At 73.8% G+C, this 22,649-nt stretch carries 21 protein-coding genes; 6 read left to right on the forward strand and 15 right to left on the reverse strand.

Translation table 11 applies throughout. The features are described 5' to 3' along the window. Positions 1-110: 110 nt before the first annotated feature. From ACFW1I_RS10855 to ACFW1I_RS10905, 11 genes are all read right to left on the reverse strand, one after another. Entirely contained in the window at positions 111-1,211 is a 1,101-nt protein-coding gene (locus tag ACFW1I_RS10855) for a polyprenyl synthetase family protein (RefSeq protein WP_384668598.1), read from the reverse strand. Further along, positions 1,208-2,605, reverse strand: a complete 1,398-nt coding sequence (hpnE, locus tag ACFW1I_RS10860) for a hydroxysqualene dehydroxylase HpnE (RefSeq protein ID WP_384668600.1) — start codon at positions 2,603-2,605, stop codon at positions 1,208-1,210. The genes ACFW1I_RS10855 and hpnE overlap by 4 nt, the downstream gene beginning before the upstream one ends. Further along, the gene (gene hpnD, locus ACFW1I_RS10865; RefSeq protein WP_384668602.1) at positions 2,605-3,549 is read right to left on the reverse strand and encodes a presqualene diphosphate synthase HpnD; all 945 of its coding nucleotides are present in this window, start codon (positions 3,547-3,549) and stop codon (positions 2,605-2,607) included. The genes hpnE and hpnD overlap by 1 nt, the downstream gene beginning before the upstream one ends. Next, entirely contained in the window at positions 3,546-4,451 is a 906-nt protein-coding gene (hpnC, locus tag ACFW1I_RS10870) for a squalene synthase HpnC (protein WP_384668604.1), read from the reverse strand. Before hpnC ends, hpnD begins: the two co-directional genes overlap by 4 nt. 289 nt (positions 4,452-4,740) lie before the next feature. Continuing rightward, positions 4,741-5,373: a TetR/AcrR family transcriptional regulator gene (locus tag ACFW1I_RS10875; RefSeq protein WP_384668607.1), complete on the reverse strand. Its 633-nt coding sequence runs from the start codon at positions 5,371-5,373 to the stop codon at positions 4,741-4,743. Positions 5,374-5,494: 121 nt separating this feature from the next. Then, a complete protein-coding gene (locus tag ACFW1I_RS10880; RefSeq protein WP_346171312.1) occupies positions 5,495-6,283 on the reverse strand; it encodes an ABC transporter ATP-binding protein in 789 nt (262 codons plus the stop codon). After that, entirely contained in the window at positions 6,276-7,208 is a 933-nt protein-coding gene (locus tag ACFW1I_RS10885; RefSeq protein ID WP_384668609.1) for an ABC transporter permease, read from the reverse strand. Before ACFW1I_RS10885 ends, ACFW1I_RS10880 begins: the two co-directional genes overlap by 8 nt. 165 nt (positions 7,209-7,373) lie before the next feature. Further along, a complete protein-coding gene (locus ACFW1I_RS10890; protein ID WP_384668611.1) occupies positions 7,374-8,153 on the reverse strand; it encodes a CDP-alcohol phosphatidyltransferase family protein in 780 nt (259 codons plus the stop codon). After that, a complete protein-coding gene (locus ACFW1I_RS10895; RefSeq protein WP_384668613.1) occupies positions 8,131-9,192 on the reverse strand; it encodes an iron-containing alcohol dehydrogenase family protein in 1,062 nt (353 codons plus the stop codon). Before ACFW1I_RS10895 ends, ACFW1I_RS10890 begins: the two co-directional genes overlap by 23 nt. Continuing rightward, the gene (locus ACFW1I_RS10900) at positions 9,180-9,917 is read right to left on the reverse strand and encodes a sugar phosphate nucleotidyltransferase (RefSeq protein WP_384668616.1); all 738 of its coding nucleotides are present in this window, start codon (positions 9,915-9,917) and stop codon (positions 9,180-9,182) included. The genes ACFW1I_RS10895 and ACFW1I_RS10900 overlap by 13 nt, the downstream gene beginning before the upstream one ends. After that, positions 9,914-11,728, reverse strand: coding sequence for a DUF5941 domain-containing protein (locus tag ACFW1I_RS10905; RefSeq protein WP_384668666.1), 1,815 nt, complete (start codon positions 11,726-11,728; stop codon positions 9,914-9,916). The genes ACFW1I_RS10900 and ACFW1I_RS10905 overlap by 4 nt, the downstream gene beginning before the upstream one ends. Before the next feature lie 419 nt (positions 11,729-12,147). Here ACFW1I_RS10905 and ACFW1I_RS10910 point away from each other — a divergent pair, with 419 nt between their 5' ends. From ACFW1I_RS10910 to idi, 3 genes are all read left to right on the forward strand, one after another. After that, a complete protein-coding gene (locus tag ACFW1I_RS10910; RefSeq protein ID WP_384668618.1) occupies positions 12,148-13,089 on the forward strand; it encodes a cation diffusion facilitator family transporter in 942 nt (313 codons plus the stop codon). A gap of 189 nt (positions 13,090-13,278) precedes the next feature. After that, positions 13,279-14,544 (forward strand): GNAT family N-acetyltransferase, encoded by a 1,266-nt coding sequence (locus tag ACFW1I_RS10915; RefSeq protein ID WP_384668621.1) that lies wholly within the window; start codon positions 13,279-13,281, stop codon positions 14,542-14,544. 145 nt (positions 14,545-14,689) lie between these two features. Next, positions 14,690-15,328, forward strand: a complete 639-nt coding sequence (gene idi, locus ACFW1I_RS10920; RefSeq protein WP_384668624.1) for an isopentenyl-diphosphate Delta-isomerase — start codon at positions 14,690-14,692, stop codon at positions 15,326-15,328. Here idi and ACFW1I_RS10925 read toward each other — a convergent pair. After that, positions 15,294-15,812 carry an ATP-binding protein gene (locus tag ACFW1I_RS10925; protein ID WP_384668669.1) on the reverse strand — a complete coding sequence of 173 codons (519 nt, stop codon included), beginning with the start codon at positions 15,810-15,812 and terminating at the stop codon, positions 15,294-15,296. The two genes, idi and ACFW1I_RS10925, sit on opposite strands and share 35 nt — an antisense overlap. Positions 15,813-15,942: 130 nt before the next feature. Continuing rightward, on the reverse strand, positions 15,943-16,608 hold the full coding sequence (locus ACFW1I_RS10930; RefSeq protein WP_384668627.1) for an HdeD family acid-resistance protein: 666 nt from the start codon (positions 16,606-16,608) through the stop codon (positions 15,943-15,945). Between the two features lie 72 nt (positions 16,609-16,680). Between ACFW1I_RS10930 and ACFW1I_RS10935 the strand changes: the two genes are divergently transcribed. After that, the gene (locus ACFW1I_RS10935) at positions 16,681-17,433 is read left to right on the forward strand and encodes an enoyl-CoA hydratase/isomerase family protein (RefSeq protein WP_384668630.1); all 753 of its coding nucleotides are present in this window, start codon (positions 16,681-16,683) and stop codon (positions 17,431-17,433) included. Positions 17,434-17,436: 3 nt separating this feature from the next. On the opposite strand, the gene ACFW1I_RS10940 is transcribed toward ACFW1I_RS10935, so the two are convergent. Together ACFW1I_RS10940 and ACFW1I_RS10945 are read right to left on the reverse strand one after the other, a co-directional pair. Continuing rightward, complete coding sequence (locus ACFW1I_RS10940; protein WP_384668633.1) at positions 17,437-18,078, reverse strand: DJ-1/PfpI family protein; 642 nt, start codon at positions 18,076-18,078, stop codon at positions 17,437-17,439. A gap of 11 nt (positions 18,079-18,089) precedes the next feature. Further along, positions 18,090-19,064 (reverse strand): GlxA family transcriptional regulator, encoded by a 975-nt coding sequence (locus tag ACFW1I_RS10945; protein ID WP_384668636.1) that lies wholly within the window; start codon positions 19,062-19,064, stop codon positions 18,090-18,092. 127 nt (positions 19,065-19,191) lie between these two features. On the opposite strand from ACFW1I_RS10945, the gene ACFW1I_RS10950 reads away from it, so the two are divergent. After that, positions 19,192-20,058: a hypothetical protein gene (locus tag ACFW1I_RS10950; protein WP_384668638.1), complete on the forward strand. Its 867-nt coding sequence runs from the start codon at positions 19,192-19,194 to the stop codon at positions 20,056-20,058. A gap of 116 nt (positions 20,059-20,174) precedes the next feature. Next, positions 20,175-22,544 (forward strand): Tex family protein, encoded by a 2,370-nt coding sequence (locus ACFW1I_RS10955; protein WP_384668640.1) that lies wholly within the window; start codon positions 20,175-20,177, stop codon positions 22,542-22,544. Positions 22,545-22,649: the final 105 nt, after the last annotated feature.

Consider the following 22,649-nt stretch of genomic DNA (forward strand, 5'->3'; position numbering starts at 1 on the left):
CGTCGCCACCAGAGGCCGCGGTCTTTCACCACGCGTCGGGGGGGTGCGCGGGCGGCGGGCGGGGGCTGCCCGCGCCCCGCGACTGCGCACTCATATCTGGCTGTGGATGATCATTTCTTCCGTACGACGACGAAGTCGGCGAGGGCGATCAGCTGGTCGCGCACCCGGGCGGGCATGTCCACCTCGTGCAGGGCGCGCAGCGCGATCGCGTGCTGGCGGCGGGCCTCCTCGGCGGTCCACTCGCGGCCGCCGGCCTCCTCGATGAGGGCGGCGCGGTAGGCGAAGTCCTCCTCGGAGAAGGAGTCGAACTCGGCGGACTTGGCGTCCTCCGCGAGCAGCCGGCCGAGCCGCTCGGACGCCTCCCCGCCGGCCGCGAGGGCGGCGACGACCGGCAGCGACTTCTTCCGCTGCCGCAGGTCGCTCCAGGTCTGCTTGCCGGTGGCGTCCGGGTCGCCCCAGATGCCGAGGAGGTCGTCGACGGCCTGGAAGGCGAGGCCGAGGTGGTAGCCGTACTCCTCCAGCTTGTCGGCGGTGCGGTCGTCGGCGCCGCCGAGGACGGCGCCGATGGAGACGGCGCAGGCGAGCAGGGCGCCGGTCTTGTTGCCCTCCATCTCCAGGCACTCCTCGACGGTGACCCGCTCGCGGTGCTCGTAGGAGATGTCCTGGGCCTGCCCGTCGATGAGCTTGCGGTTGGCCGTGGTCAGCCGGCGGGTGGCGCGGCCGGCCTCGACGGTGCCGAGTTCGAGCAGCACCTCGTTGGCGAGGGCGGAGAGCGCGTCGCCGACCAGGATCGCCTGGGCGGGGCCGAACACCTTCCACACGGTGTCGCGGTGGCGGCGCTGCTCGTCGCCGTCCATCAGGTCGTCGTGGAGCAGCGAGAAGTTGTGCACGAGCTCGACGGCGACCGCGCCGGGGACACCGACCTCGGGCGCCGCGCCGGCGGCCTCGGCGGAGAGCAGGGCGAGCGCGGGGCGCACGGCCTTTCCGCTGTCGCCGTCGGTGGGGTTGCCCTGGGCGTCGATCCAGCCGAAGTGGTAGGCGGCCACGGTGTCCATGGGAGGCGCGAGGCGGCCGACGGCCGCCCGCATGACGGGGGTGGACAGGGTCCGCCCCCTCTCCAGCAGGGCGTTGACGTCGGCGGTGTCGACGGCCGGGGACCCCGGGGGCACGGTCGGCACGGTCTCTCCTCTGGTTCCTGTGATCACACTCATGCCGCCTCCTGCAGCGGATGGTCGTGGCGGCGGCCGAAGGCGGAGAGCGCGGCACCGGCGGCGCTGAAGCCGCTTCGGACGGCACCCTCCATGGTCGCGGGCCAGCCGGTGGCGGTCCAGGCGCCGGCCAGGTACAGGCCGGGCGCACGGGTGCGGGCACCGGGGCGAAGGCGCCCGACGCCCGGTGTGGGGGCGAAGGTGGCGGTCCGTTCCCGGGTGACGAAGAAGTCGCGGACCCCGGCGCCGCGGGCGGCGGGCAGCAGCCGCTCCAGCTCCGGCAGATAGCGCGCGCGGAGCGCGGCGACGGGTTCGTCGATCTCGTCCTGGGCGGCGGACTGCGAGACGGCCAGGTACTGGCCGCCGCCGGTGAGTCCGGCGGACTCGGTGCGGTCGAAGACCCACTGGACCGGGGAGCCGAGGGCGGTGAAGAAGGGCCGCCTCAGCACCTTGCGGTCGTAGACCACGTGCAGGTCGAGGATGGGCGCGGTGCCGATGTCGAGGAGCCGGTCGGCGTCGTCGAGGGCGCCCTCGGGGAGCAGGGCGTGGGTCTCGGTCTGCGGCACGGCGAGGACGACGGCGTCGGCGGTCAGGGTCTCGCCGGGCACCTCGACGGTCCAGCGGCCGTCGTCGGCGCGGGTGATCCGCTCGGCCTTGGTGCGCAGCAGGGTCCGGACGCCGAGCCCGTCGAGGGCCTTGGTGGCGAGGGTGTCGTGGAGCCGGCCGAGCGGCACGTGGGCCCAGCCGATGTCGGCGGCGCCGGGGTCGGTGAGCAGCCCGGTCTTGAAGACCATGGCGGCGAGGCCCATGGAGGCGTCGGGGGCGGGGGCGTTGAGGGTGGGGATGCCGACGAGGTCCCACAGCGCCTCGATGGCCCGGGGCGACTGCCCGTGCCGGCCGAGCCAGGTGGCGAAGTCGATGCCGTCGAGGGCCGGGTCGGCGGGGTCGAGCTTCTTGAGCGCGAGGGCGGCGCGGCCGACGGAGGCCCGCTCGGCGAGCGAGAGGTGGGGGTACGTGGCGAGGCTGCGGGCCAGGTGGAAGGGGACCGGCAGCGGGTCGCGGCGGATCCGGCCGAGGCGGGGGCCGCGGGGGTGGCCGACGTCGAGGACGGGCACGTCGAGCCGGTCCTGGAGGGGGGCGAGGCGGGTGCCGTCGATCCGGTCGAGGAACCAGCGGTAGGCGGTGCAGCAGCGCAGGTAGACGTGCTGGCCGTTGTCGACGGTGAGGTCGCCGCGGCGGAAGGAGAAGGCGAGGCCGCCGAGGCGGGGCCGGCCTTCGAGGAGGGTGACGGCGACGCCGGCGTCGGCGAGCTGGAGGGCGGTGGTGACGCCGGCGAGCCCGCCGCCGACGACGACGGCGCTCGGGGCCGGGGTCCCGGCCCGGTCGGCGGGGGCCATCAGGCACGCCCCCTGGCGGTGCGGCGGGCGATGTGGCGGGCGTCGAGGCCGGAGAGACCGCGGACGGCGACGTACGCCTTCTCGGGGCCGGGGAGCGAGACCCGGCCGCGGAGCACGGCGTCGGGGTCGCGCTCGATGCGGTCGAGGAGCCTGCGGTAGATGCCGGCCATGGCGGCGACGCAGGCGCCGCTGCGCCGGTCGAGCAGGGGCAGCAGCCGGTAGCCCTCGGCGAAGAGGGCGCGGGCGCGGCGGACCTCGAAGTGGACGAGTCCGGCGAAGTCGGCGCCGGCGGGCAGGGCGGCGGCGCCGAAGCCGTCCTCGCAGCCGAAGCGGGCGAGGTCGTCGGCGGGCAGGTAGGTGCGGCCGTTGCCGGCGTCCTCGCGGACGTCCCGGAGGATGTTGGTGAGCTGGAGCGCGAGGCCGAGGGTGTCGGCGTACTCGGCGGCCCGGTCGGCCTCGGCGGCGCCCGGCTGGGTGCCGAAGACGCCGAGGGAGAGCCGGCCGATGGCCCCGGCGACGCACCGGCAGTAGACCTTGAGGTCGTCCCAGGTGCGGTAGGTGGCGCCGCGGACGTCCATGAGGACGCCGTCGATGAGTTCGTCGAGCCCTTCGAGGGGGATCGGGAAGCGGCGGGCGGAGTCGGCGAGCGCGACGCCGACGGGGTCGGTGTCGTCCTCGGCGACGTCGCCCTTGCGGACCCGGTCGAGCAGGCTCCGGGTGGCCTCCAGCCGCTCGTGCTTCTCCTCCGGGGCGAGCGGGCCGTCGCCGATGTCGTCGACGCGCCGGGAGAAGGCGTACAGGGCCGACATGGCCTGCCGCTTGTCGGTGGGCAGCAGGCGGATGCCGTAGGCGAAGTTGCGGGCCTGCTGTCCGGTGACGGCCTCGCAGTAGCTGTACGCGGCCTGCACCGGCGCGGACGGCCGGGTCAGTTCCTCCACGGTCACGATCCCCCCTCTCTCCGCGCCCGGAGCAGGACCGCTCCCGCCTGGCGCGTCAGGCTCGGCTTGGTGGGCTTCGGCGGTCCGGCGAGGACGTCGAAGCCGGCGGCGGCGATGGCGTCGAGCGCGGCGAGTCCGCCGGCGGTGAAGCCGGTGAGGAGCAGGCGGAGGCGGCCGTGGACGCTGCCGACGAGCGGGGTGCCGGCGTGCAGCAGGGCGCGGGCCCGTTCGGCCTGGAAGGCGACGAGGGACCGCACGGCGGCGCCGGCGGTGGGCCGGGCGAGGTCGTCCTCGGTGACGTGGAACCGCTTGAGGTCCTCGGCGGGCAGGTAGACCCGGTCGCGGCGGAGGTCCTCGGCGACGTCCTGGAGGTGCTCGACGATCTGGAGGGCGGTGCAGATCTCGTCGGAGCGGCGGATCCGCTCGGGGGTGGCGGTGCCGGTGATGCCGAGGACGAGCCGGCCGACGGGGTTGGCGGAGAGCTCGCAGTAGGCGAGCAGGTCGTCGTAGGTCTGGTACCGGCTCACCAGCTGGTCCTGCCGGTTGGCCCGGATCAGGCCGAGGAACGGGTCGCGGGTGAGGCCGCGGCGCCGGACGGTCGGCTGGAGGGCGCGCAGCAGCGGGTGGCGGGGGGTCCCGTCGAAGACCCGGTCCAGGTCCTCCTCCAGCGCGTCGAGGAGGGCGAGCGGGCCGGCGTCGGTCCCGAGTCCGAAGGGTGCGGCGGCGCCGGGGGCGAGGTCGCCGTCGCCGATGTCGTCGACGAGGCGGGCGTAGCCGTAGACGGCCATGAGGTCGTCGCGCCAGGCGCGGGGCAGGAAGAAGGGGGCCACGGGGAAGTTCTCGTCCGCGGCCTTGCCGAGTGTGGTGCGCGAGGGGTCGTCGGCGCGCACGTGCCGGGGAGCCGTCACCGGGCGGCGCCCGACGCGGGGACGGCGACACCCACGTGGAGATGGAGATTCTGCGTCATGGCCGTCATATCTCCCGTTCTACACTGCCGATCCAATCCATCCTATTTCGGACACGCCGCCGCGCACGGAGCACGCGCCCGCCGGGGCGTTCCCGGGGGCGCCGCGGGCGGTGTGGATCAGACCGGTACAGCTTACGTTGTACGAGAGATGTCGCCATTCGGGGGGCCCCGCGCCACGCCGGGCCGGTCCGGCGGGGTCGACCGGTGGAGTCGGGGGGCGTGCCGGGAGGTCAGCGGGCGTGGGCTCCGGAGACGACCATGGCGAGGGTGGTCTCGACGACGTCGGCCCGGCGCTGGGCGGAGAGCCGGCGCAGCGGTCCTTCGAGGAGGAGCAGCGACAGGCCGTGCACGGCCGACCAGGCGGCGGCGCCGGCGGCGGGCCGCCGGCCGCCGGTGCGGTCGAGCGCCTCCAGGGCCTCGCGGAGCAGGGCGAAGGCGCGGATCTCGGGCTCCGGCGGGGCGGCGGGCCCGGCCGGTTCCTCGGCGGCGGGGCGGACGGCGCCGAAGGCGGCGCGGTAGAGGCCGGGGTGTTCGACGGCGAAGCCGACGTAACCGCGGCAGAGGGCGGCGAGCCGGCGTTCGGCGGCGAGGACGGGGTCGTCGGCGCCGGGCTCGCGGGCGGCGGCCCGCTCCATGGCCTCGGCGAGCCGGGCCCGGGCGTGGCCGCGGACGGTGCGGAGCAGCTCGCCGCGTCCGTCGAAGTGGCGGTAGGCGGCGGTGGGCGAGACGCCGACGCGGCGGGCGGCCTCGCGCAGCACGACCCGCTCGGGGCCGCCCTCGGCGGCCAGGCCGACGGCCGCGCAGACCAGGGCGTTGCGCAGGTCGCCGTGGTGGTAGTTCTTTCCGCCCGAGATCCCTGCCATGGGCTCATCCTGCCCGATGTTGACCGCATGAACATTCCGCGGGCAAGCGCGACCGGCGAAAACCGGAACGCCCCCCCGCCGGGGTGGCGGGGGGCGTGCGGCACGCGGTGCGGCGCGGGCGTCAGCGGGCGGTCTCGCGCTCGTACGCCTTGAGGACCTCCTCGGTCGGGCCGTCCATCAGGAGCTGGCCCTTCTCCAGCCAGAGCACCCGGTCGCAGGTGTCCCGGATGGACTTGTTGCTGTGGCTGACCAGGAAGACCGTGCCGGCCTCCTTGCGCAGCTCGCGGATCCGCTCCTCGGAGCGGATCTGGAACTTGCGGTCGCCGGTGGCGAGGGCCTCGTCGATGAGGAGCACGTCGTGGTTCTTGGCGGCCGCGATGGCGAAGCGGAGCCGGGCACCCATGCCGGAGGAGTAGGTGCGCATGGGCAGGCTGATGAAGTCGCCCTTGTCGTTGATCCCGGAGAAGTCGACGATGTCCTGATACCGCGCGTGGATCTCCTCGCGGCTCATGCCCATGGCGAGGCCGCCGAGGATGACGTTGCGCTCACCGGTGAGGTCGTTCATCAGGGCCGCGTTGACGCCGAGGAGCGAGGGCTGACCGTCGGTGTAGACCTTGCCGCTCTCGGTCGGGAGCAGGCCGGCGATGGCGCGCAGCAGGGTGGACTTGCCGGAGCCGTTGGTGCCGATGAGGCCGATGGCCTCGCCGCGGTAGGCGGTGAAGGTGACGCCGCGGACGGCGTGCACCTTGCGGACGCCGCGGGAGACCTCGGCCTTGCCCTTGCCGACGATCCGGCTGAGGGCCGCGGTGGCGCTGCCCTTGCCGCCGCCACCGGTGTTGACGCGGTAGACGATGTGGACGTCGTCGCAGATGACGGTGGGCGTCTTGGCGCCCGGGGTGGTGTCAGCCACGGCCGTACCTCTCCTCGGCCTTCCAGAAGTAGACGAAGCCGCCGATCCCGAAGAGCAGCGCCCAGCCGAGGCCGGTGGCCCACACGTGGTCGGGCAGGTTCTCGGAGCCGTAGCCGTCGATGAGGGCGAAGCGGATCAGGTCCATGTAGACCGCCGCCGGGTTGTACATGAGGATGTCCGCGATCCACTGCGGCTTGTCCTGGAGCATCACGGGGATCGAGAACATGACGCCGGACGCGTACAGCCAGGTCCGCATGACGAAGGGCATCAGCTGCGCGAGGTCGGGCGTCTTGGCGCCGGCCCGGGCCATGATCAGGGCGAGGCCCACGTTGAACACGAACTGGAGCAGCAGCGCCGGGATCACCAGCAGCCAGCTCGCCGACGGGTAGCTGCCGGAGACCATGACGATCGCGACGAGCACGATCATCGAGAAGAGCAGCTGCTGGAGCTGCTGGATCGAGAAGCTGATGGGGAGGCTGGCGCGCGGGAAGTGCAGGGCGCGCACCAGTCCGAGGTTGCCCGAGATCGCCCGTACGCCGGCCATCACGGAGCTCTGCGTGAAGGTGAACACGAAGATGCCGGTGACCAGGAAGGGGATGTAGACGTCCTTCTCCATGCCCTTTCCGGCGCCCAGGATGAGCCCGAAGATCAGGTAGTAGATCAGGGCGTTGAGCAGCGGCGTCGCCACCTGCCAGACCTGGCCCAGCTTGGCCTGGCTGTACTGGGCGGTGAGCTTCGCCGAGGAGAAGGCCATGATGAAGTGGCGATGGCTCCACAGCTGCCGGACGTACTCGAACAGTCCGGGCCGGGCGCCGGAGACCGCGAGGCCGTACTTCGCGGCGAGGTCGCCCGGGGCCAGGCCCGCGTCGACGGGGGCCGGAGGCGCGCTGGTCGCGACCGCCCCGCCCTGGTGAATGTCACTCACAGTCGAAACTTTCGTGTTCACGATGTGCGGCACGTCGGGGTGCCACGATGTCAGCTGACCGGTGGGCGGCCCCCGGCACCGGGTCCGCCGCCACACCGTACGCCATCCGGGCGGCCCGCCGGGACGCCGGGCGATCTTCCCGGCGGGCGGCGGGCCCCGGGCCCGTTACTTCAGTCTGCTGGACGCGAGCACCGAGACGAGGTGCAGCAGCGTCTGGAGCAGGGCGATGCCGGCGAGGACGGCGACGCCGAGGCGGGAGTAGAAGAGGTCTCCGCGCATCTGGTCGACCACGGCCAGGACCAGGATCAGCAGCGACGCCTCGATCCCGAGGATCAGCCGGTGGAACTTGAGCGCGGCGGCGGCCCGGCGGGCCAGCGCCATGCCGGAGGAGCGGGGCTCCGAGGCCGCCTCCTTGACCGGGGGCATGCCGTTCTGGTGGCGGGCGACGCCGACCAGGTCGGTCTCGGCCTTGATCAGGATGGCGCCGAGCGCGGCCAGGGTGCCGAGGAAGGCCCACAGCCAGTCGGCCCCGCCCTCGCCCCACAGGTCGGCGGCGCGCAGGCCGAAGCCGACCAGGACGGCCGCGTCGCACAGGTAGGCGCCGACCCGGTCCAGGTAGACGCCGGCCAGCGAGTACTGCTTCTTCCAGCGGGCCAGCTCGCCGTCGACGCAGTCGAGCAGCAGGTACAGCTGCACCGCGACGACGCCGAGCACGGCGCCCGCCACGCCCGGCACCAGGAGCGCCGGGGCGGCGAGGACGCCGGCCAGGGTCATCAGGTACGTCAGCTGGTTCGGGGTGACCCGGGTGTTCGCCAGCTGGCGGGTGATCCGCAGGGAGATCTCCCGCATGTAGAGGCGGCCGCCCCAGTGCTCGCCGCTCCGCCGGTCCTTCACACCCGGCGGGTGGACGACCGGGCGGAGCTCAGCTACCGATGGCTTTGGCATAGTCGGCGTACGCGTCCCTGATCTCGTCGGCGGACAGGTCGAGGTGTTCCAGGATGGTGAACCGGCCCGGCCGGGTCTGCGGGGCGAACTCCACCGCGCGCACGAACTCGTCGACGGCGAAGCCCATCTCCTCCGGCAGCACGGGCAGGCCGTGCCGGCGCAGGGTCTCCACGATCACGCCGGACTCCTCGCGGGCACCGCGCAGGTGCATCGCGAAGGCCGCGCCGAGGCCGCACTGCTCGCCGTGACTCGCCGCGCGGGTCGGGAAGAGCAGGTCGAAGGCGTGGCTGATCTCGTGGCAGGCGCCCGAGGAGGGGCGGCTGTCGCCACTGATCGACATGGCGATGCCGGACATCACCAGGCCCTCGGAGAGGGTGACCAGGAAGTCGTCGTCACCGACGCCGCCGGGGTGCCGGAGCACCGCCTCGCCCGCGCTGCGGGCCATGGCGGCGGCCAGGCCGTCGATCTTCTCGCCGGTCTCGCGGTGGGAGAGCTCCCAGTCCGCGAGGGCGGAGATGTTGGAGATCGCGTCGCCAATGCCGGAGCGGATGAAGCGGATCGGGGCGTCCCGGATCACGTCGAGGTCGATGACCAGCGCGATCGGGGTCGGGACGCCGTACGAGCCGCGCCCGTTGTCGTTGTCCAGGGTGGAGATCGGCGAGCAGATGCCGTCGTGCGACAGGTTGGTGGCTATGGCCACCAGCGGCAGCCCGACCCGGGCCGCCGCGTACTTCGTCACGTCGATGATCTTGCCGCCGCCGAGGGCGACCACGGCGTCGTACCGCTTGCCGCGCATGGCGTCGGCGAGCTTCACGGCCTCGTCGATGGTGCCGCCGGAGACCGTGTACCAGTCGGCGCCGGGCAGCTCGGGCGCGAACTGGTCGCGGAGCTTGAGCCCGGAGCCGCCGCTGATGGCGACGGCGATCTTGCCGTTGCTGGAGATCCGCTGGTCCGCGAGGAGCGCGGACAGGTCGTCCAGCGCTCCCCTGCGGATGTCGACGACGACCGGCGACGGGATCAGTCGGGTCAGTACCGGCACGCGATCTCCCGGCCCTTGGCGAGGTCGTCGTGGTTGTCGATCTCGACCCAGGAGACCTCGCCGATGGGCTCGACGTCGACGGTGAAGCCGCGGTTGACGAGCTCCTGGTAGCCGTCCTCGTAGTACAGGTCGGGGTCGCGCTCGAAGGTGGCCTTCAGGGCGTCGGCCAGCTCCTCGGCGGCCTCGGCCTCGATGAGGGTGACGCCGATGTACTCGCCGGTCGCCTCGGCCGGGTCCATCAGCTTCGTGATCTTCTGGACGCCCTTGCCCTCGGCGGTGACGACCTTCATCTCCTCGTCGGCGAGCTGCTTCACCGTGTCGAGGGCGAGGATGATCTTCTGGCCCTTGCCGCGGGCGGCGAGCAGGGTCTTCTCGACGGAGACCGGGTGGACGGTGTCGCCGTTGGCGAGGATCACACCGCGCTTGAGGACCTCACGGGCGCACCACAGGGAGTAGGCGTTGTTCCACTCCTCGGCCTTGTCGTTGTCGACCAGGGTGATCTGGAGGCCGTACTTCGCCTCCAGGGCCTCCTTGCGCGCGTAGACGGCCTCCTTGCGGTAGCCGACGACGATCGCGACCTCGGTGAGGCCGATCTCGGCGAAGTTCTTCAGCGTGAGGTCGAGGATGGTGGTGTCACCGTCCACGGGCACGAGGGCCTTCGGGAGGGTGTCGGTGTACGGGCGCAGTCGCCGTCCGGCACCGGCTGCCAGAACGAGGCCGATCATGCTGTTTCTCCTTCGTCGTGAACGGCGGGTGCTCCGGAGGAGACCCAGAAGCGGATGGACTCCACGAGCACCACGAGGGCGAGCGCGCCCGCCAGGGCGGTCAGCGCCAGGGTGAAGTCGTCGCCGCGGTCCACGAGGAGCGCGGCGAGGACGGTCACCAGGAGCGTGCGCCCCTCGTGTCCGCCGGTGATCCGCACCAGCCAGGCGGGCGGCGCGCCGGTGCCGCCGCGAATGCGGTACACCGTGTCGTAGTGATGGTAGGCGACCGCCGCGACCAGGCCGAATGCGGCGGGGACGGCCTGCGGCACGTCCGACCGGGCGGCGAGGACCAGGACCGTGCCGTACTCGGCGGCGCGGAAGAGCGGCGGGACGAGCCAGTCGAGGGCGCCCTTGAGGGGGCGGGCGACGGCGCGGCCGGCGAGGAGCGCGTAGCCGCCGGCGGCGGCGACGGGGACCCAGCCGCCGACCGGGGCGGTGACCGCGACGGCGAGCATGAGGGCGGCGCCGAGGAGCGCGGCGACCGGGGCGGGCGCCGGGAGGCGGCGGGCGATCCGGCCGGCCAGGAGCGCGAGCGGGCCGGAGTCCGCGAGGTCGGCGAGGGCCCGGGCGGCGCGGTCGGAGCGCGGGGCCCGGCGCTTCACCGAGCGCAGCAGCCGGCCGGCGGTGGTGTAGCAGGCGGCGAAGGCGCAGCCGACGATCAGCGCCCAGAAGACGATCCGGGGGCTGGTGGCGGCGGTGAGGACGGCGATCATCGCCCAGCGCTCGCCGATCGGCAGGATGATCATGCGCCGGGCCCAGACGGTCCAGCCGACGCCGTCGAGCCGGCTGGAGAGGGCCAGGCTGGTCCGGGCGGTGGAGCCCGGGGCCGCCGCGTCGTCGACGTTGGACTCGTTGAAGGAGAAGTCCACGACGTGCCGGCAGGTCATGAGGACCATCGCGGCGAGCGCGAGCGTCCAGACGTCGTCGCCGTTCCGGGCCGCGCCGAGGGCGAGGCCGGCGTAGAAGGCGTACTCCTTGGCGCGGTCGAAGGTGGCGTCGAGCCAGGCGCCCATCGTCGAGTACTTGAGCGCGTAGCGGGCGAGCTGCCCGTCGGTGCAGTCCAGGACGAAGGAGACCAGCAGCAGCACGCCGGCGGCGATGTAGCCGCCGCGCTCCCCGGTGGCCGCGCAGCCGGCCGCGATCAGGGCGGTGAGCAGCGAGGCGGTGGTGACCTGGTTGGGGGTGAGGCCGCGGCGGGCGCACCAGCGGGCGATGTACCGCGAGTAGGGGCTGATGAAGAAGGTGGTGAAGAAGCCGTCGTGGGCCTTCACCGCGGAGCGGAGGCGGACGGCCTCGTCGTCGACGGCGTCGACGGCGGCGCGGGCCTCCCGGCGGGCCTCGGCGTCGGCGGGGACGGTGGCGACGAGGGTGCCGAGGGCGGGCCGGTGGACGGCGACGCCGTCGGCGTCGAGGGCCTCGGCGACGGCCTCGGTGAGGTCCCGCTCGGGTGCGGCGGCGGCCGGGGCGGTGAGCGCGGGGGTCGCGGTCAGCGCGCGGGCGAGCGCCGGGCGGGCCTCGGGCCGCGCGGTGAGCGCGCCGGGCACGGCGGCGGCGGGGAAGCGGGGGTCGGTCAGCGCGAGGCGCAGCGCGTGCCGGTGTCCGACGAAGCGGGCGTCGACGAGGGCGACGCGCTCGCCCGCGGGGACGCCGGCCAGGAGGGTACGGGCCTCGTCGGCGCCGGTGGCCCGGCGGACGTCGAAGCCGAGCGACCGCAGATCAGCGTCGAGCGAGGATCCGGGTGCCGGCGGGCCGGTGAGGATGGCGGTCGACAGACGAACTCACTCCTTGGAACGGGCAGTGGGCCGGCGGGGGTCCTGACGGCCCCGGGCACGACGGTGCGCCCCGGGCCCCGGGCACCGGGCGGCGGCACGTCGGCTGAGGCTATCGGATGAACGGAGCGTGAGTTCACCGAGGCTTCGCACGCCGGACTCCCCCCGGTCCGCCCCTCGCCGCCGGGGTGCGCCGCGCTCCGCGCGATCATCATCGGTGATCGGCGGCCCGCCCTCCAAACCGCCGTCGGGGGTGCCCTCGACGGCATTCCGGCAGGTGATCGCACGATTGTCGGCCGAATGGACATCGTCGCAGGTCAGAGCAATGACAACGGTGTTCAGTACCGTGTTGCACATACCCCCCACCCGTAGTTCACTGACGTCTCGGGGCACCGACGGAACAGGACTTGGGAGGCCATGTCATGGGGGCTGGACACGACCACGGGCACAGCCACGGGGGCACGCCGCCGACCGGCACCGCGGGCGCCGCGTACCGCAGCCGGTTGCGGATCGCGCTCGGCATCACGCTCTCCGTGATGGTGGTCGAGATCGTCGGCGGTCTGGTCGCCGACTCGCTGGCGCTGATCGCGGACGCGGCGCACATGGCGACCGACGCGATCGGTCTGGCGATGGCGCTGCTCGCGATCCACTTCGCCAACCGGCCGCCGTCCGGGAACCGCACCTTCGGCTTCGCCCGCGCGGAGATCCTGGCGGCGCTCGCCAACTGTCTGCTGCTGCTCGGCGTCGGCGGCTACGTGCTGTACGAGGCGATCCAGCGGTTCATGGAGCCGGCCGAGACCAAGGGCGGGCTCGCCATCGCCTTCGCCGTGGTCGGCCTGGTGGCCAACGTGGTCTCGCTGTCGCTGCTCATGCGGGGGCAGAAGGAGAGCCTGAACGTCCGGGGCGCCTATCTGGAGGTGCTGGCCGACGCGCTCGGTTCGGTGACGGTGATCGTCGCCGCCGGGATCATCCTGCTGACCGGCTGGCAGTACGCCGACCCGATCGCCTCCCTGGTCATCGGCCTGATGATCGTGCCGCGCACGGTGAAGCTGCTGCGGGAGACGCTGGACGTGCTCCTGGAGGCGGCGCCCAAGGGCGTGGACATGGCGGAGGTGCGGGCGCACATCCTGGCCCTGCCGGGCGTCGAGGACGTGCACGACCTGCACGCCTGGACGATCACCTCCGGGATGCCGGTCCTCTCCGCGCACGTGGTGGTGGACGCGGCGGCGCTGGACTCGGTGGGCCACGAGAAGATGCTCCACGACCTCCAGGGCTGCCTGGGCGACCACTTCGACGTGGAGCACTGCACCTTCCAGCTGGAGCCGGCCGGGCACGCCGCGCACGAGGCCAAGCTCTGTCTGTGACTGTTAGCCTGGGGGGACGAACACGTGCGTGAGAGGAGCTGAGGTCGATGACCGTCGCGATGGAGGCCGCCGTCCGCGGCCGCACCCGGTCCAGCCTCAGCTCCCGGGTCTCCGGCTGACCTGATCCCGGTTCTTCCACCGGTCCGTCACGTCGTCGGCCGGGACCCTTTCACACCAAGGGTTTCCACGTTGTCCGACAACGACATCCAGCACACCTCCGCGTCCCACGACGCCTTCTTCGCCCTGCACCACGGTCTTCCGCGGCAGGGTCCCGGCTCGGACGCCACCACCCGCCGGCTCCTCGGGGCGGCGGGACCGCTGCCCGAGCGTCCGCGCGTGCTCGACCTGGGCTGCGGCCCCGGCCGCTCCGCGCTGCTCCTGGCCGCCGAGGCGCACGCCGAGGTGACCGCGGTCGACACCCACGAGCCGTTCCTCGCCGAGCTGCGCGCGGCGGCCGCCGCGCGCGGTCTCGCCGACTCGGTCCGCGCCGTACGGGGCGACATGGGCGCGCTGCCCTATCCCGACGGTTCCTTCGACCTGGTCTGGGCCGAGAGCTCGGTCTTCGTGATCGGCTTCGACCGGGCGCTCGCCGAGTGGCGCCGGCTGCTCGCGCCGGGCGGGACGCTGGTCCTCACCGAATGCGTGTGGACCACCGACGCGCCCGCCGCGGGGGCCCGCGCCTTCTGGGACGAGCACTATCCGCTGCGTACGGTCGCCGAACTCGCCGCCGTCGCGGTCGAGGCCGGCTACCACGTGCTCGACACCTTCCTCCAGCCCGACGGCGACTGGGACGAGTACTACGTCCCGCTCGCCGAGCACGCCGACGCCGCCGACACCTCGCTGCCCGGCATGGCCGGGGCGGTGGCGGCCGCGCGGGCCGAGATCGCGCTCCGCCGCGACCACGGCGGCGACTACGGCTACGCGGGGCTGGTGCTCCGCCCGGCCGACCCCCGCTGGCCGACCCGCGCCGAGCGGGAGTCCGACCACGCGGCCGTACGGGCCGTGACCGCGGCGGCCTTCGGGTCGCCGGCCGAGGCCGAGCTCGTCGACGCGCTGCGCGCCGACCCGGACGCCTGGCTGCCCGGGCTCTCGCTGGTCGCCGAGGCCCCGGACGGTTCGGTCGCCGCGCACGCGCTGATCACCCGCTGCCGGGTGGGCGGGGCGCCGGCGGCGGCGCTGGCACCGGTCTCGGTGGCGCCGGAGCACCAGCGGACGGGGGCCGGGCAGGCCGTCGTCCGGGCGGCGCTCGACGCGGCGCGGCGCGCGGGCGAGCCGCTGGTGCTCGTGCTGGGCCATCCGGAGTACTACCCCCGGTTCGGTTTCGTACGGGCGTCCGCATATGGAATCAAGCCAGGTTTCGAGGTTCCGGACGAAGCGATGATGGCGCTGGTCCTGGACGGTTCGGTTCCGGTCCCGGCGGGCACCCTCGCGTATCCGGCGGCTTTCGGGGTCTGACCTGCCCCTGACCATCCCGCCGCTCCCCCGCGCCGGTGTACTCCGGTGCGGTGGGAGCGGCGGGCTCCGGCCGCCGAAGTGCGGACAAGCCGGTTTTGTACGGCAGACTGGGGTGGCCCCCACGGGCCGAGGACCGAAGCGAAGGATGGGTATGCCGACCACACAGGGCACCACGGCCGAGATCGCGCCGGGGCTTGCGTCGAAGCTCTCGTCGAACGGCACGGAGCCGTCCGCCACCCCGGAGCCGATCATGCTGGAACTGGTCGACGAGGCCGGGAACACCATCGGTACGGCGGAGAAGCTCGCCGCCCACCAGGCCCCCGGGCAGCTGCACCGCGCGTTCTCGGTCTTCCTCTTCGACGAGGAGGGCCGGCTGCTGCTGCAGCGCCGGGCGCTCGGCAAGTACCACTCCCCCGGCGTCTGGTCGAACACCTGCTGCGGTCACCCCTACCCGGGCGAGGCGCCGTTCGCGGCGGCCGCCCGGCGCACCTTCGAGGAGCTCGGCGTCTCCCCCACCCTGATGGGCGAGGCCGGCACCGTCCGCTACAACCACCCGGACCCGGCCTCGGGCCTGGTGGAGCAGGAGTACAACCACCTCTTCGTCGGCCTGGTGCAGGCCACGCCGGAGCCGGACCCGGAGGAGATCGGCGAGTACGCCTTCGTCACCCCGGCCGAGCTGGCCGAGCGGCACGCGGCCGCGCCGTTCTCCGCCTGGTTCATGACGGTGCTCGACGCGGCGCGTCCCGCGATCAGGGAGCTGACGGGTCCTGCCGGGGGCTGGTGACCCGGCCGTCCGCCGCCGTCCCCGGCCCCGGTGCCATCGGGGCCAGGGGCAGCGCCGCCCAGATGATCTTTCCGCCGCCCGCGGTGTGCTCGACGTCGCAGGCGCCGCCGGCCTCCAGGGCGATCTCCTTCACCAGGAGCAGTCCCCGGCCGCCGGTCTGGCCGTAGTCCGCCTCCAGGGCCTTGGGCCGGTAGGGGTGGTTGTCCTCGACGGACACCCGCACCCACTCCGGTCCGATGGCCACCTCGACCGCTATCTCCGGGGAGAGCAGCGCCGCGTGCCGCACGGCGTTGGTCACCAGCTCGGAGACGATCAGCAACAGCCCGTGCCGGATGTCCTCGTGGACCGGAACTCCCTGGCGGGCCAGCAGGTCGCGTACCGCGTGCCGGGCCTGGGGGACGGAGACGTCGACCGCGGGAGCGGTGAAGCGCCAGACTCCTTCGTAGGACGGTGGCCGGGCGGGGACACCTCCGCGGGTCTCCATGGTCCGGTTCCCACCCTCGTGCTCGATTCTCGCCACGCTTCGAGTCTTGGCAATTCGGAGGGGTCTCCCGACCTACTGACCAGAAGTCGACATCTATCGACCACCTTCTGATCGATGGCGTATGCCGACGTCAGTTGTTCGACTGGTCCTGTGCGTTTTCCGAGGGCGTCGCCGGGGGCGGTTCCGTGGCCGGTTCCGGCTGCGGGGTGACCATGCCGACGATCCGCCGGCCGCCGACGCCGATGGCGATCAGCCCGAGGCCGTCGAAGAGCAGCGCCAGGGAGAAGAAGCAGCCGATCACGTACCGGCTGCTGTCCGGCCAGTCGAAGAGGACCAGGACGCCCAGGAGCACCCCGAAGGCGCCCTGGAGCAGGGTCCAGCCGAACTGCGGCCCGCGCACCACCACGCTGCCGACCAGCCGGAAGACGCCGCCGGTGAGGAAGAGCAGGGCGGCGAACATGGTCAGCGCCTCGGCCGTGCCCTCCGGGTGCCGCAGGACCACGCAGCCGGCCGCGAGGTTCACCGCCGCGACCACCGCCGCCAGCCAGAAGTAGCTGGTGCCCCGCGACGAGTAGGCCTGGAGCAGGCCCACCAGACCGCCGATCAGCAGCAACCAGCCGAAGAGCCACATGGAGGTGAGGGTGGCGAGGCCGGTGTACACCAGGCCGACGATCCCGCAGATCACCAGGATCGCGCCGAGCGCGGCCAGCCAGCCGAAGCTGCGGCCGAGCCTCTTGCCCTCGCGGGCCATCTCCTGGACGGGATCGAGGGCCTCGTCCCGGGACTTCCTGGCCATCGTGCCTCCTCACGGCTGCCTGACGACCCCTTCCTGATCGTACGGTCGGCGCCGCTGGATAGCATCCGGCCCATGGAGACCGTGGAGCCCCGGCTCGTCGACAGCGTCACGGACGGGGTCGCGACCCTCGTCATCAGCAACCCCGCCAAGCGCAACGCCATGACGGCCGGGATGTGGCGGTCGCTGCCCGCCGTCCTCGACCGCCTCGCCGCCGACCCCGCCGTCCGGGTCCTCGTGCTGACCGGCGCGGGCGACACCTTCTGTGCCGGCGCCGACATCTCGACGCTGCGCGAACCGGGCGACGAGCAGCAGACGCTGGCGGTCCGCGCCGAGGAGGCCCTCGCCGCCTTCCCCAAGCCGACCCTCGCCGCCGTCCGCGGCTACTGCGTCGGCGGCGGCAGCCAGCTGGCCGGCGCCTGCGACCTGCGGTTCGCGGCGGAGGGCGCCCGGTTCGGGATCACCCCGGCGAAGCTGGGCATCGTCTACCCGTCCTCCTCGACCCGGCGGCTCACCGCCCTGGTCGGCCCCGCCACCGCGAAGTACCTGCTCTTCTCCGGCGAGCTGATCGACACCGAGCGGGCGCTGCGGACCGGCTTCGTGGACGAGGTGCACCCGGCGGAGGGACTGGCGAAGCGGGTCGACGAGTTCTGCCGGACCCTCGCCTCCCGCTCGCTGCTCACCCAGGCGGCGGCCAAGGAGTTCGCCGACGGGCGCCTCGACCGGGACGCGCACTGGACGGCGCAGGCGCGCGGCAGCGGCGACACCGCGGAGGGCGTCGCCGCCTTCCTGGAGCGCCGGGCGCCCCGCTTCACGTACGGGCTCTGAGGGTCAGCCCTGCGGCAGGTCCGCGGTGGCGACCTCGCGCCAGCGCTCCACCAGGTGGGCGGGGGCCTTCAGCGGGGAGCCCGCGTCGTACGGCGGCTGCGGGTCGTACTCGGTGAGCAGCTGGACGGTCATGGCGGCCTCGTCGCCGGCGATCCGGCCGAGCAGGTGCAGGCCCATGTCGATGCCGGAGGAGACGCCGGCGGCCGTCACGTACTTGCCGTCGAAGACGACCCGCTCGCCGGTGGGCTCGACGCCCAGCGCGCGCAGCTCCTCGTAGGCCAGCCAGTGGGTGGTCGCGCGGCGGCCGTCGAGCAGTCCGGCGGCGGCGAGGAGGAGCGCGCCGGTGCAGACCGAGGTGGTCCAGGTGCTGGTGGAGTCGGCGGTGCGGAGCCATTCCTGGATCTCCGGGTCGTGCATGGCCTGCCGGGTCTCGGGGCCGCCGGGGACGAGGACGATGTCCGGGTGCGGCACGTCGGCGAGGGCCTTGTCGGCGACGAGCGCGAGGTTGCCCTGGTCGTTGCGGACCGGTCCGGGCCGCCGGGCGACGAAGACGGTCTCCGCCCCGGGGAGCCGGGAGAGGATCTCGTACGGGCCGACGGCGTCGAGCGTGGTGAAGCCCTCGAAGAGGAGCACGGCGATCTGCATGGCGGTCCCTTTCAGCTGACGGGTGCGTGGAAGCGGCGGCGGTAGTCGGCCGGGGCGGTGCCGAGCGCCTTCACGAAGGCGCGGCGCATGGCCTCGGGGGTGCCGTAGCCGGCGGCCCGGGAGACCTCCTCGACCCCGTCGGTGGTCTCCTCCAGGAGCCGGCGGGCGTGTTCGAGGCGGATCCGGTCGACGTAACGGCCCGGGGTGACCCCGGTCTCGGCGTGGAAGGTGCGGGCGAAGTGGCGGGGGGAGAGCCGGGCGCGGGCGGCGAGCCGGTCGACGGACAGGTCCTCGTCCGGGTGCTCGGCGATCCACGCCTGGACGTCGCGCAGCGGTTCGCGGCGCGCGGTCTGGGCGGCGAGCTGGGCGCTGAACTGGGCCTGGTTGCCCGGTCTGCGGAGGAAGACCACGAGCATCCGGGCGATGGCGAGGGCCGCCTCCCGGCCCAGGTCCTCCTCCACGAGGGCGAGGGCCAGGTCGATGCCGGCGGTGACCCCGGCGGAGGTCGAGATCCGGCCGTCCCGGACGAAGATCGGCTCGGGGTCCACCTCGACCTCCGGGTGGCGGCGGGCGAGGTGCTCGCAGGCCATCCAGTGGGTGGTGGCCCGGTGCCCGTCGAGGAGCCCCGCCTCGGCGAGCCGCAGCGCCCCGGTGCAGACCGAGACCAGCCGCTCGGCGCGCGGGCCGTGGACGCGCAGCCAGTCGACGAGGGCCCGGTCGGCGCCCCGGGTGCCGTCGCCGCCGGGCACGACGAGGGTGTGCGGCGGGCCGTCGGCGACGGCGTCCGCGAGTGCGGTGTCGGGGAGGATCCGCAGTCCGCTGCCGGTGCGGACCGGTCCGCCGTCCAGGGAGGCGGTACGGATCGGGTACGGGTCCTCCGCCGCGCCCGAGGCCCAGCCGGCGGCGTGGAACACCTCGACGGGTCCGGTGACGTCGAGGCTCTGCACGCCGTCGAAGAGGACGACGAGGACGGGACGCGGGGTCATGGCTCCATCCTTCGGGCCCGGCGAGGCCGGCCGCAAGGACGGTCACCCCACCTTTCCTGCCATCGGGGCGGCGGGTGACCGGAAGGCCGTTCCCTCCGTACCGAGCAGTCGGTTAGGTTCTGGTGCCATGACCACCTCGCTGCCGCCGCGGGCCGGGCGCCGCTGCCACAACGCCCTGAACCCGCTCCACTCGACGCTGTACTTCTCCCCCGACCTGGACCGGGAGTTCGGGGCGCTCGGCTTCACCGACCCCTCCGCGATGCGGCTCGCCGGCCGCAGCGCCGCGCTCGGCGCCGTCGGCCCCGGGACGGTCGCCGCGGCCTTCTACAACTACAGCCACGAGCTGCTGGCCCGGCACCTGCCGGCCGTCTGGGAGACCGCCTCCCCCGCCACCGTCCTCGACGCCCGGCTGCGGACCGTCGACGCCACCCTGCGCCGGCTGCTCGGCGAGGAGACCGTCGCCTCCCCGGAGATGGCCGAGGCCGCCGGACTCGCCCTGCGGGCCGCCGAGGCGTGCACCCGGCACGCCCGGCCGCTGTACTCCGCCCACGCCGACCTGCCGGTCCCCGAGGAGCCGCACCTCGCCTACTGGCACGCGGCCACCCTGCTGCGCGAACACCGCGGCGACGGGCACCTGGCGGCGCTGCTCTCCGCGGGCCTCGACCCGGTCGAGGCGCTGGCCTCCCACACCGCCACCGGCAAGGGCATGGCGCCGCGCTGGGTCCTCGGCACCCGGGGCTGGGGCCGCGCCGACTGGGAGGCCGCCCGGGAGCGGCTGCGCGGGCGCGGGATCCTCGACGCGGACGGCGAGCTGACCGAGGCCGGCGTCCGCCTGCGGGAGGAGCTGGAGGAGACCACGGACCGCCTGGACGCCGCCCCGTACGAGCACCTCGGCGCGGCCGGCGTGGAGCGGCTCACCGAGCTGGGCCGCGGCTTCCTGGTCGCCGCCGCGGGCGCGGGCGCCTTCCCCGCCGACCTCGTCGGCAAGGGCTGAGCCCCGGGGACGCCCCGCGCGGCGCGCGCGAGGACGGGTCGGTTGCCGCGTACGGGTGACCGACCCGGCACAATGCACTCGCAAGCAGCAGGCACGAGAAGGCGAGTCGGGACACCGTGACGACGTCCATCGAAGCAAGGATCGCCGAGGAGCTCGGCGTACGCGAGCGACAGGTGAAGGCGGCGGTCGAGCTGCTCGACGGCGGCTCCACCGTGCCGTTCATCGCGCGCTACCGCAAGGAAGCGACCGAGATGCTCGACGACGCGCAGCTCCGCACCCTGGAGGAGCGGCTGCGGTACCTGCGCGAGCTGGAGGACCGGCGGGCCGCCGTCCTCGACTCGGTGCGCGAGCAGGGCAAGCTCACCGAGGAGCTGGAGGCCCGGATCCTGGCCGCCGACACCAAGGCGCGCCTGGAGGACATCTACCTGCCGTTCAAGCCGAAGCGGCGGACCAAGGCGCAGATCGCCCGCGAGGCCGGTCTGGCGCCGCTGGCGGAGGGGCTGCTGGCCGATCCGTCGGTGGAACCGGCCGCCGCGGCGGCCGCGTTCGTGGACGCGGACAAGGGCGTGGCCGACGCGTCGGCGGCCCTGGAGGGCGCGCGGGCGATCCTCACCGAGAAGTTCTCCGAGGACGCCGACCTGATCGGCGAGCTGCGCGAGCGGATGTGGGGCCGGGGCCGGCTGGTCGCCAGGGTCCGCGAGGGCAAGGAGCAGGACGGCGCGAAGTTCGCCGACTACTTCGACTTCGCCGAGCCGTTCACCCAGCTGCCCTCCCACCGGGTCCTCGCGATGCTGCGCGGCGAGAAGGAGGACGTGCTCGGCCTGGAGCTCGAACCGGAGGAGGCCACCGACGGGCCCTCGTCGTACGAGCCGATCGTGGCGCACCGCTTCGGCATCGCCGACCGGGGGCGCCCCGGCGACAAGTGGCTCCAGGACACGGTCCGCTGGGCCTGGCGCACCCGGATCCTGGTGCACCTCGGGATCGACCTGCGGCTGCGGCTGCGGACGGCCGCCGAGGACGAGGCCGTCCGGGTCTTCGCGGCGAACCTGCGGGACCTGCTGCTCGCCGCCCCGGCGGGCACCCGGGCCACGCTGGGCCTCGACCCCGGCTTCCGCACCGGCGTGAAGGTGGCGGTGGTCGACGCGACCGGCAAGGTCGTCGCCACCGACACGATCTACCCGCACGTCCCGGCCAACAAGTGGGACGAGTCGCTGGCGAAGCTGGCGCGGCTCGCGAAGGAGCACGCGGTCGAGCTGGTCGCCATCGGCAACGGCACGGCCTCCCGCGAGACCGACAAGCTCGCCGGTGAACTCCTCGCCAAGCACCCCGAGTTGAACCTGACGAAGGTGATGGTCTCGGAGGCCGGCGCCTCGGTCTACTCGGCCTCCGCCTTCGCCTCGCAGGAACTCCCGGGCCTGGACGTGTCGTTGCGCGGCGCGGTGTCGATCGCCCGCCGCCTCCAGGACCCGCTGGCCGAGCTGGTGAAGATCGACCCGAAGTCGATCGGCGTCGGCCAGTACCAGCACGACCTCGCCGAGACGAAGCTCTCGCGCTCGCTCGACGCGGTGGTCGAGGACTGTGTGAACGGCGTCGGCGTCGACGTCAACACCGCCTCGGCGCCGCTGCTTTCGCGGGTCTCCGGGATCAGCGCGGGCCTCGCCGAGAACATCGTGGCGCACCGCGACGCCAACGGCCCCTTCCGCTCCCGCAAGGGGCTGAAGGACGTGGCCCGGCTCGGCCCGAAGGCGTACGAGCAGTGCGCGGGCTTCCTGCGGATCCGGGGCGGCGACGACCCGCTGGACGCCTCGGCGGTGCACCCGGAGGCGTACCCGGTGGTGCGGCGGATGGCGAAGACCACCGGCGGCGAGGTCGCCGCGCTGATCGGCGACACGGGGACGCTGCGGTCGCTGCGCGCGGGCGACTTCGTGGACGAGACCTTCGGTCTGCCGACCGTCACCGACATCCTGCGCGAGCTGGAGAAGCCCGGGCGCGACCCGCGACCCGCCTTCCGGACGGCCACCTTCAAGGAGGGCGTCGAGAAGATCGGCGACCTGGTGTCGGGGATGGTGCTGGAGGGTGTCGTCACGAACGTGGCGGCGTTCGGGGCGTTCGTGGACGTCGGTGTGCACCAGGACGGTCTGGTGCACGTCTCGGCCATGTCGAAGACCTTCGTCAAGGACCCGCGGGACGTGGTGAAGCCGGGTGACGTGGTGAAGGTGAAGGTGCTGGACGTCGACATCCCGCGCAAGCGGATCTCGCTGACGCTGCGGCTGGACGACGAGGCGGCGGCGTCCGAAGCGGCGCCCAAGCGGGAGCGGGGCGGTCGGCCGCCGCAGCAGCGGCAGGGGCAGGGCCAAGGCCGGGGGCAGTCCCGCGGGCAGGGCCAGGGGCAGTCCCGCGGGCAGGCCGCGGCGCCGTCCAACTCCGCGATGGCGGACGCGCTGCGGAAGGCGGGGCTGCTCGGGGAGGGGCGCAAGCGGCGCTGAGGCGCGGCGGGGGGGCAAACGAGCCCACGCGCCCGCGGGGGGGCCGGTGGCGTTTTGCCCCCCCACCCCCCGGGCATTGTCCCGCGCGCGGCCCCCCCCCCCGGG

Origin of the sequence: Streptomyces sp. NPDC058955, from assembly GCF_042741435.1 — a bacterium.
Classification (GTDB): domain Bacteria; phylum Actinomycetota; class Actinomycetes; order Streptomycetales; family Streptomycetaceae; genus Streptomyces.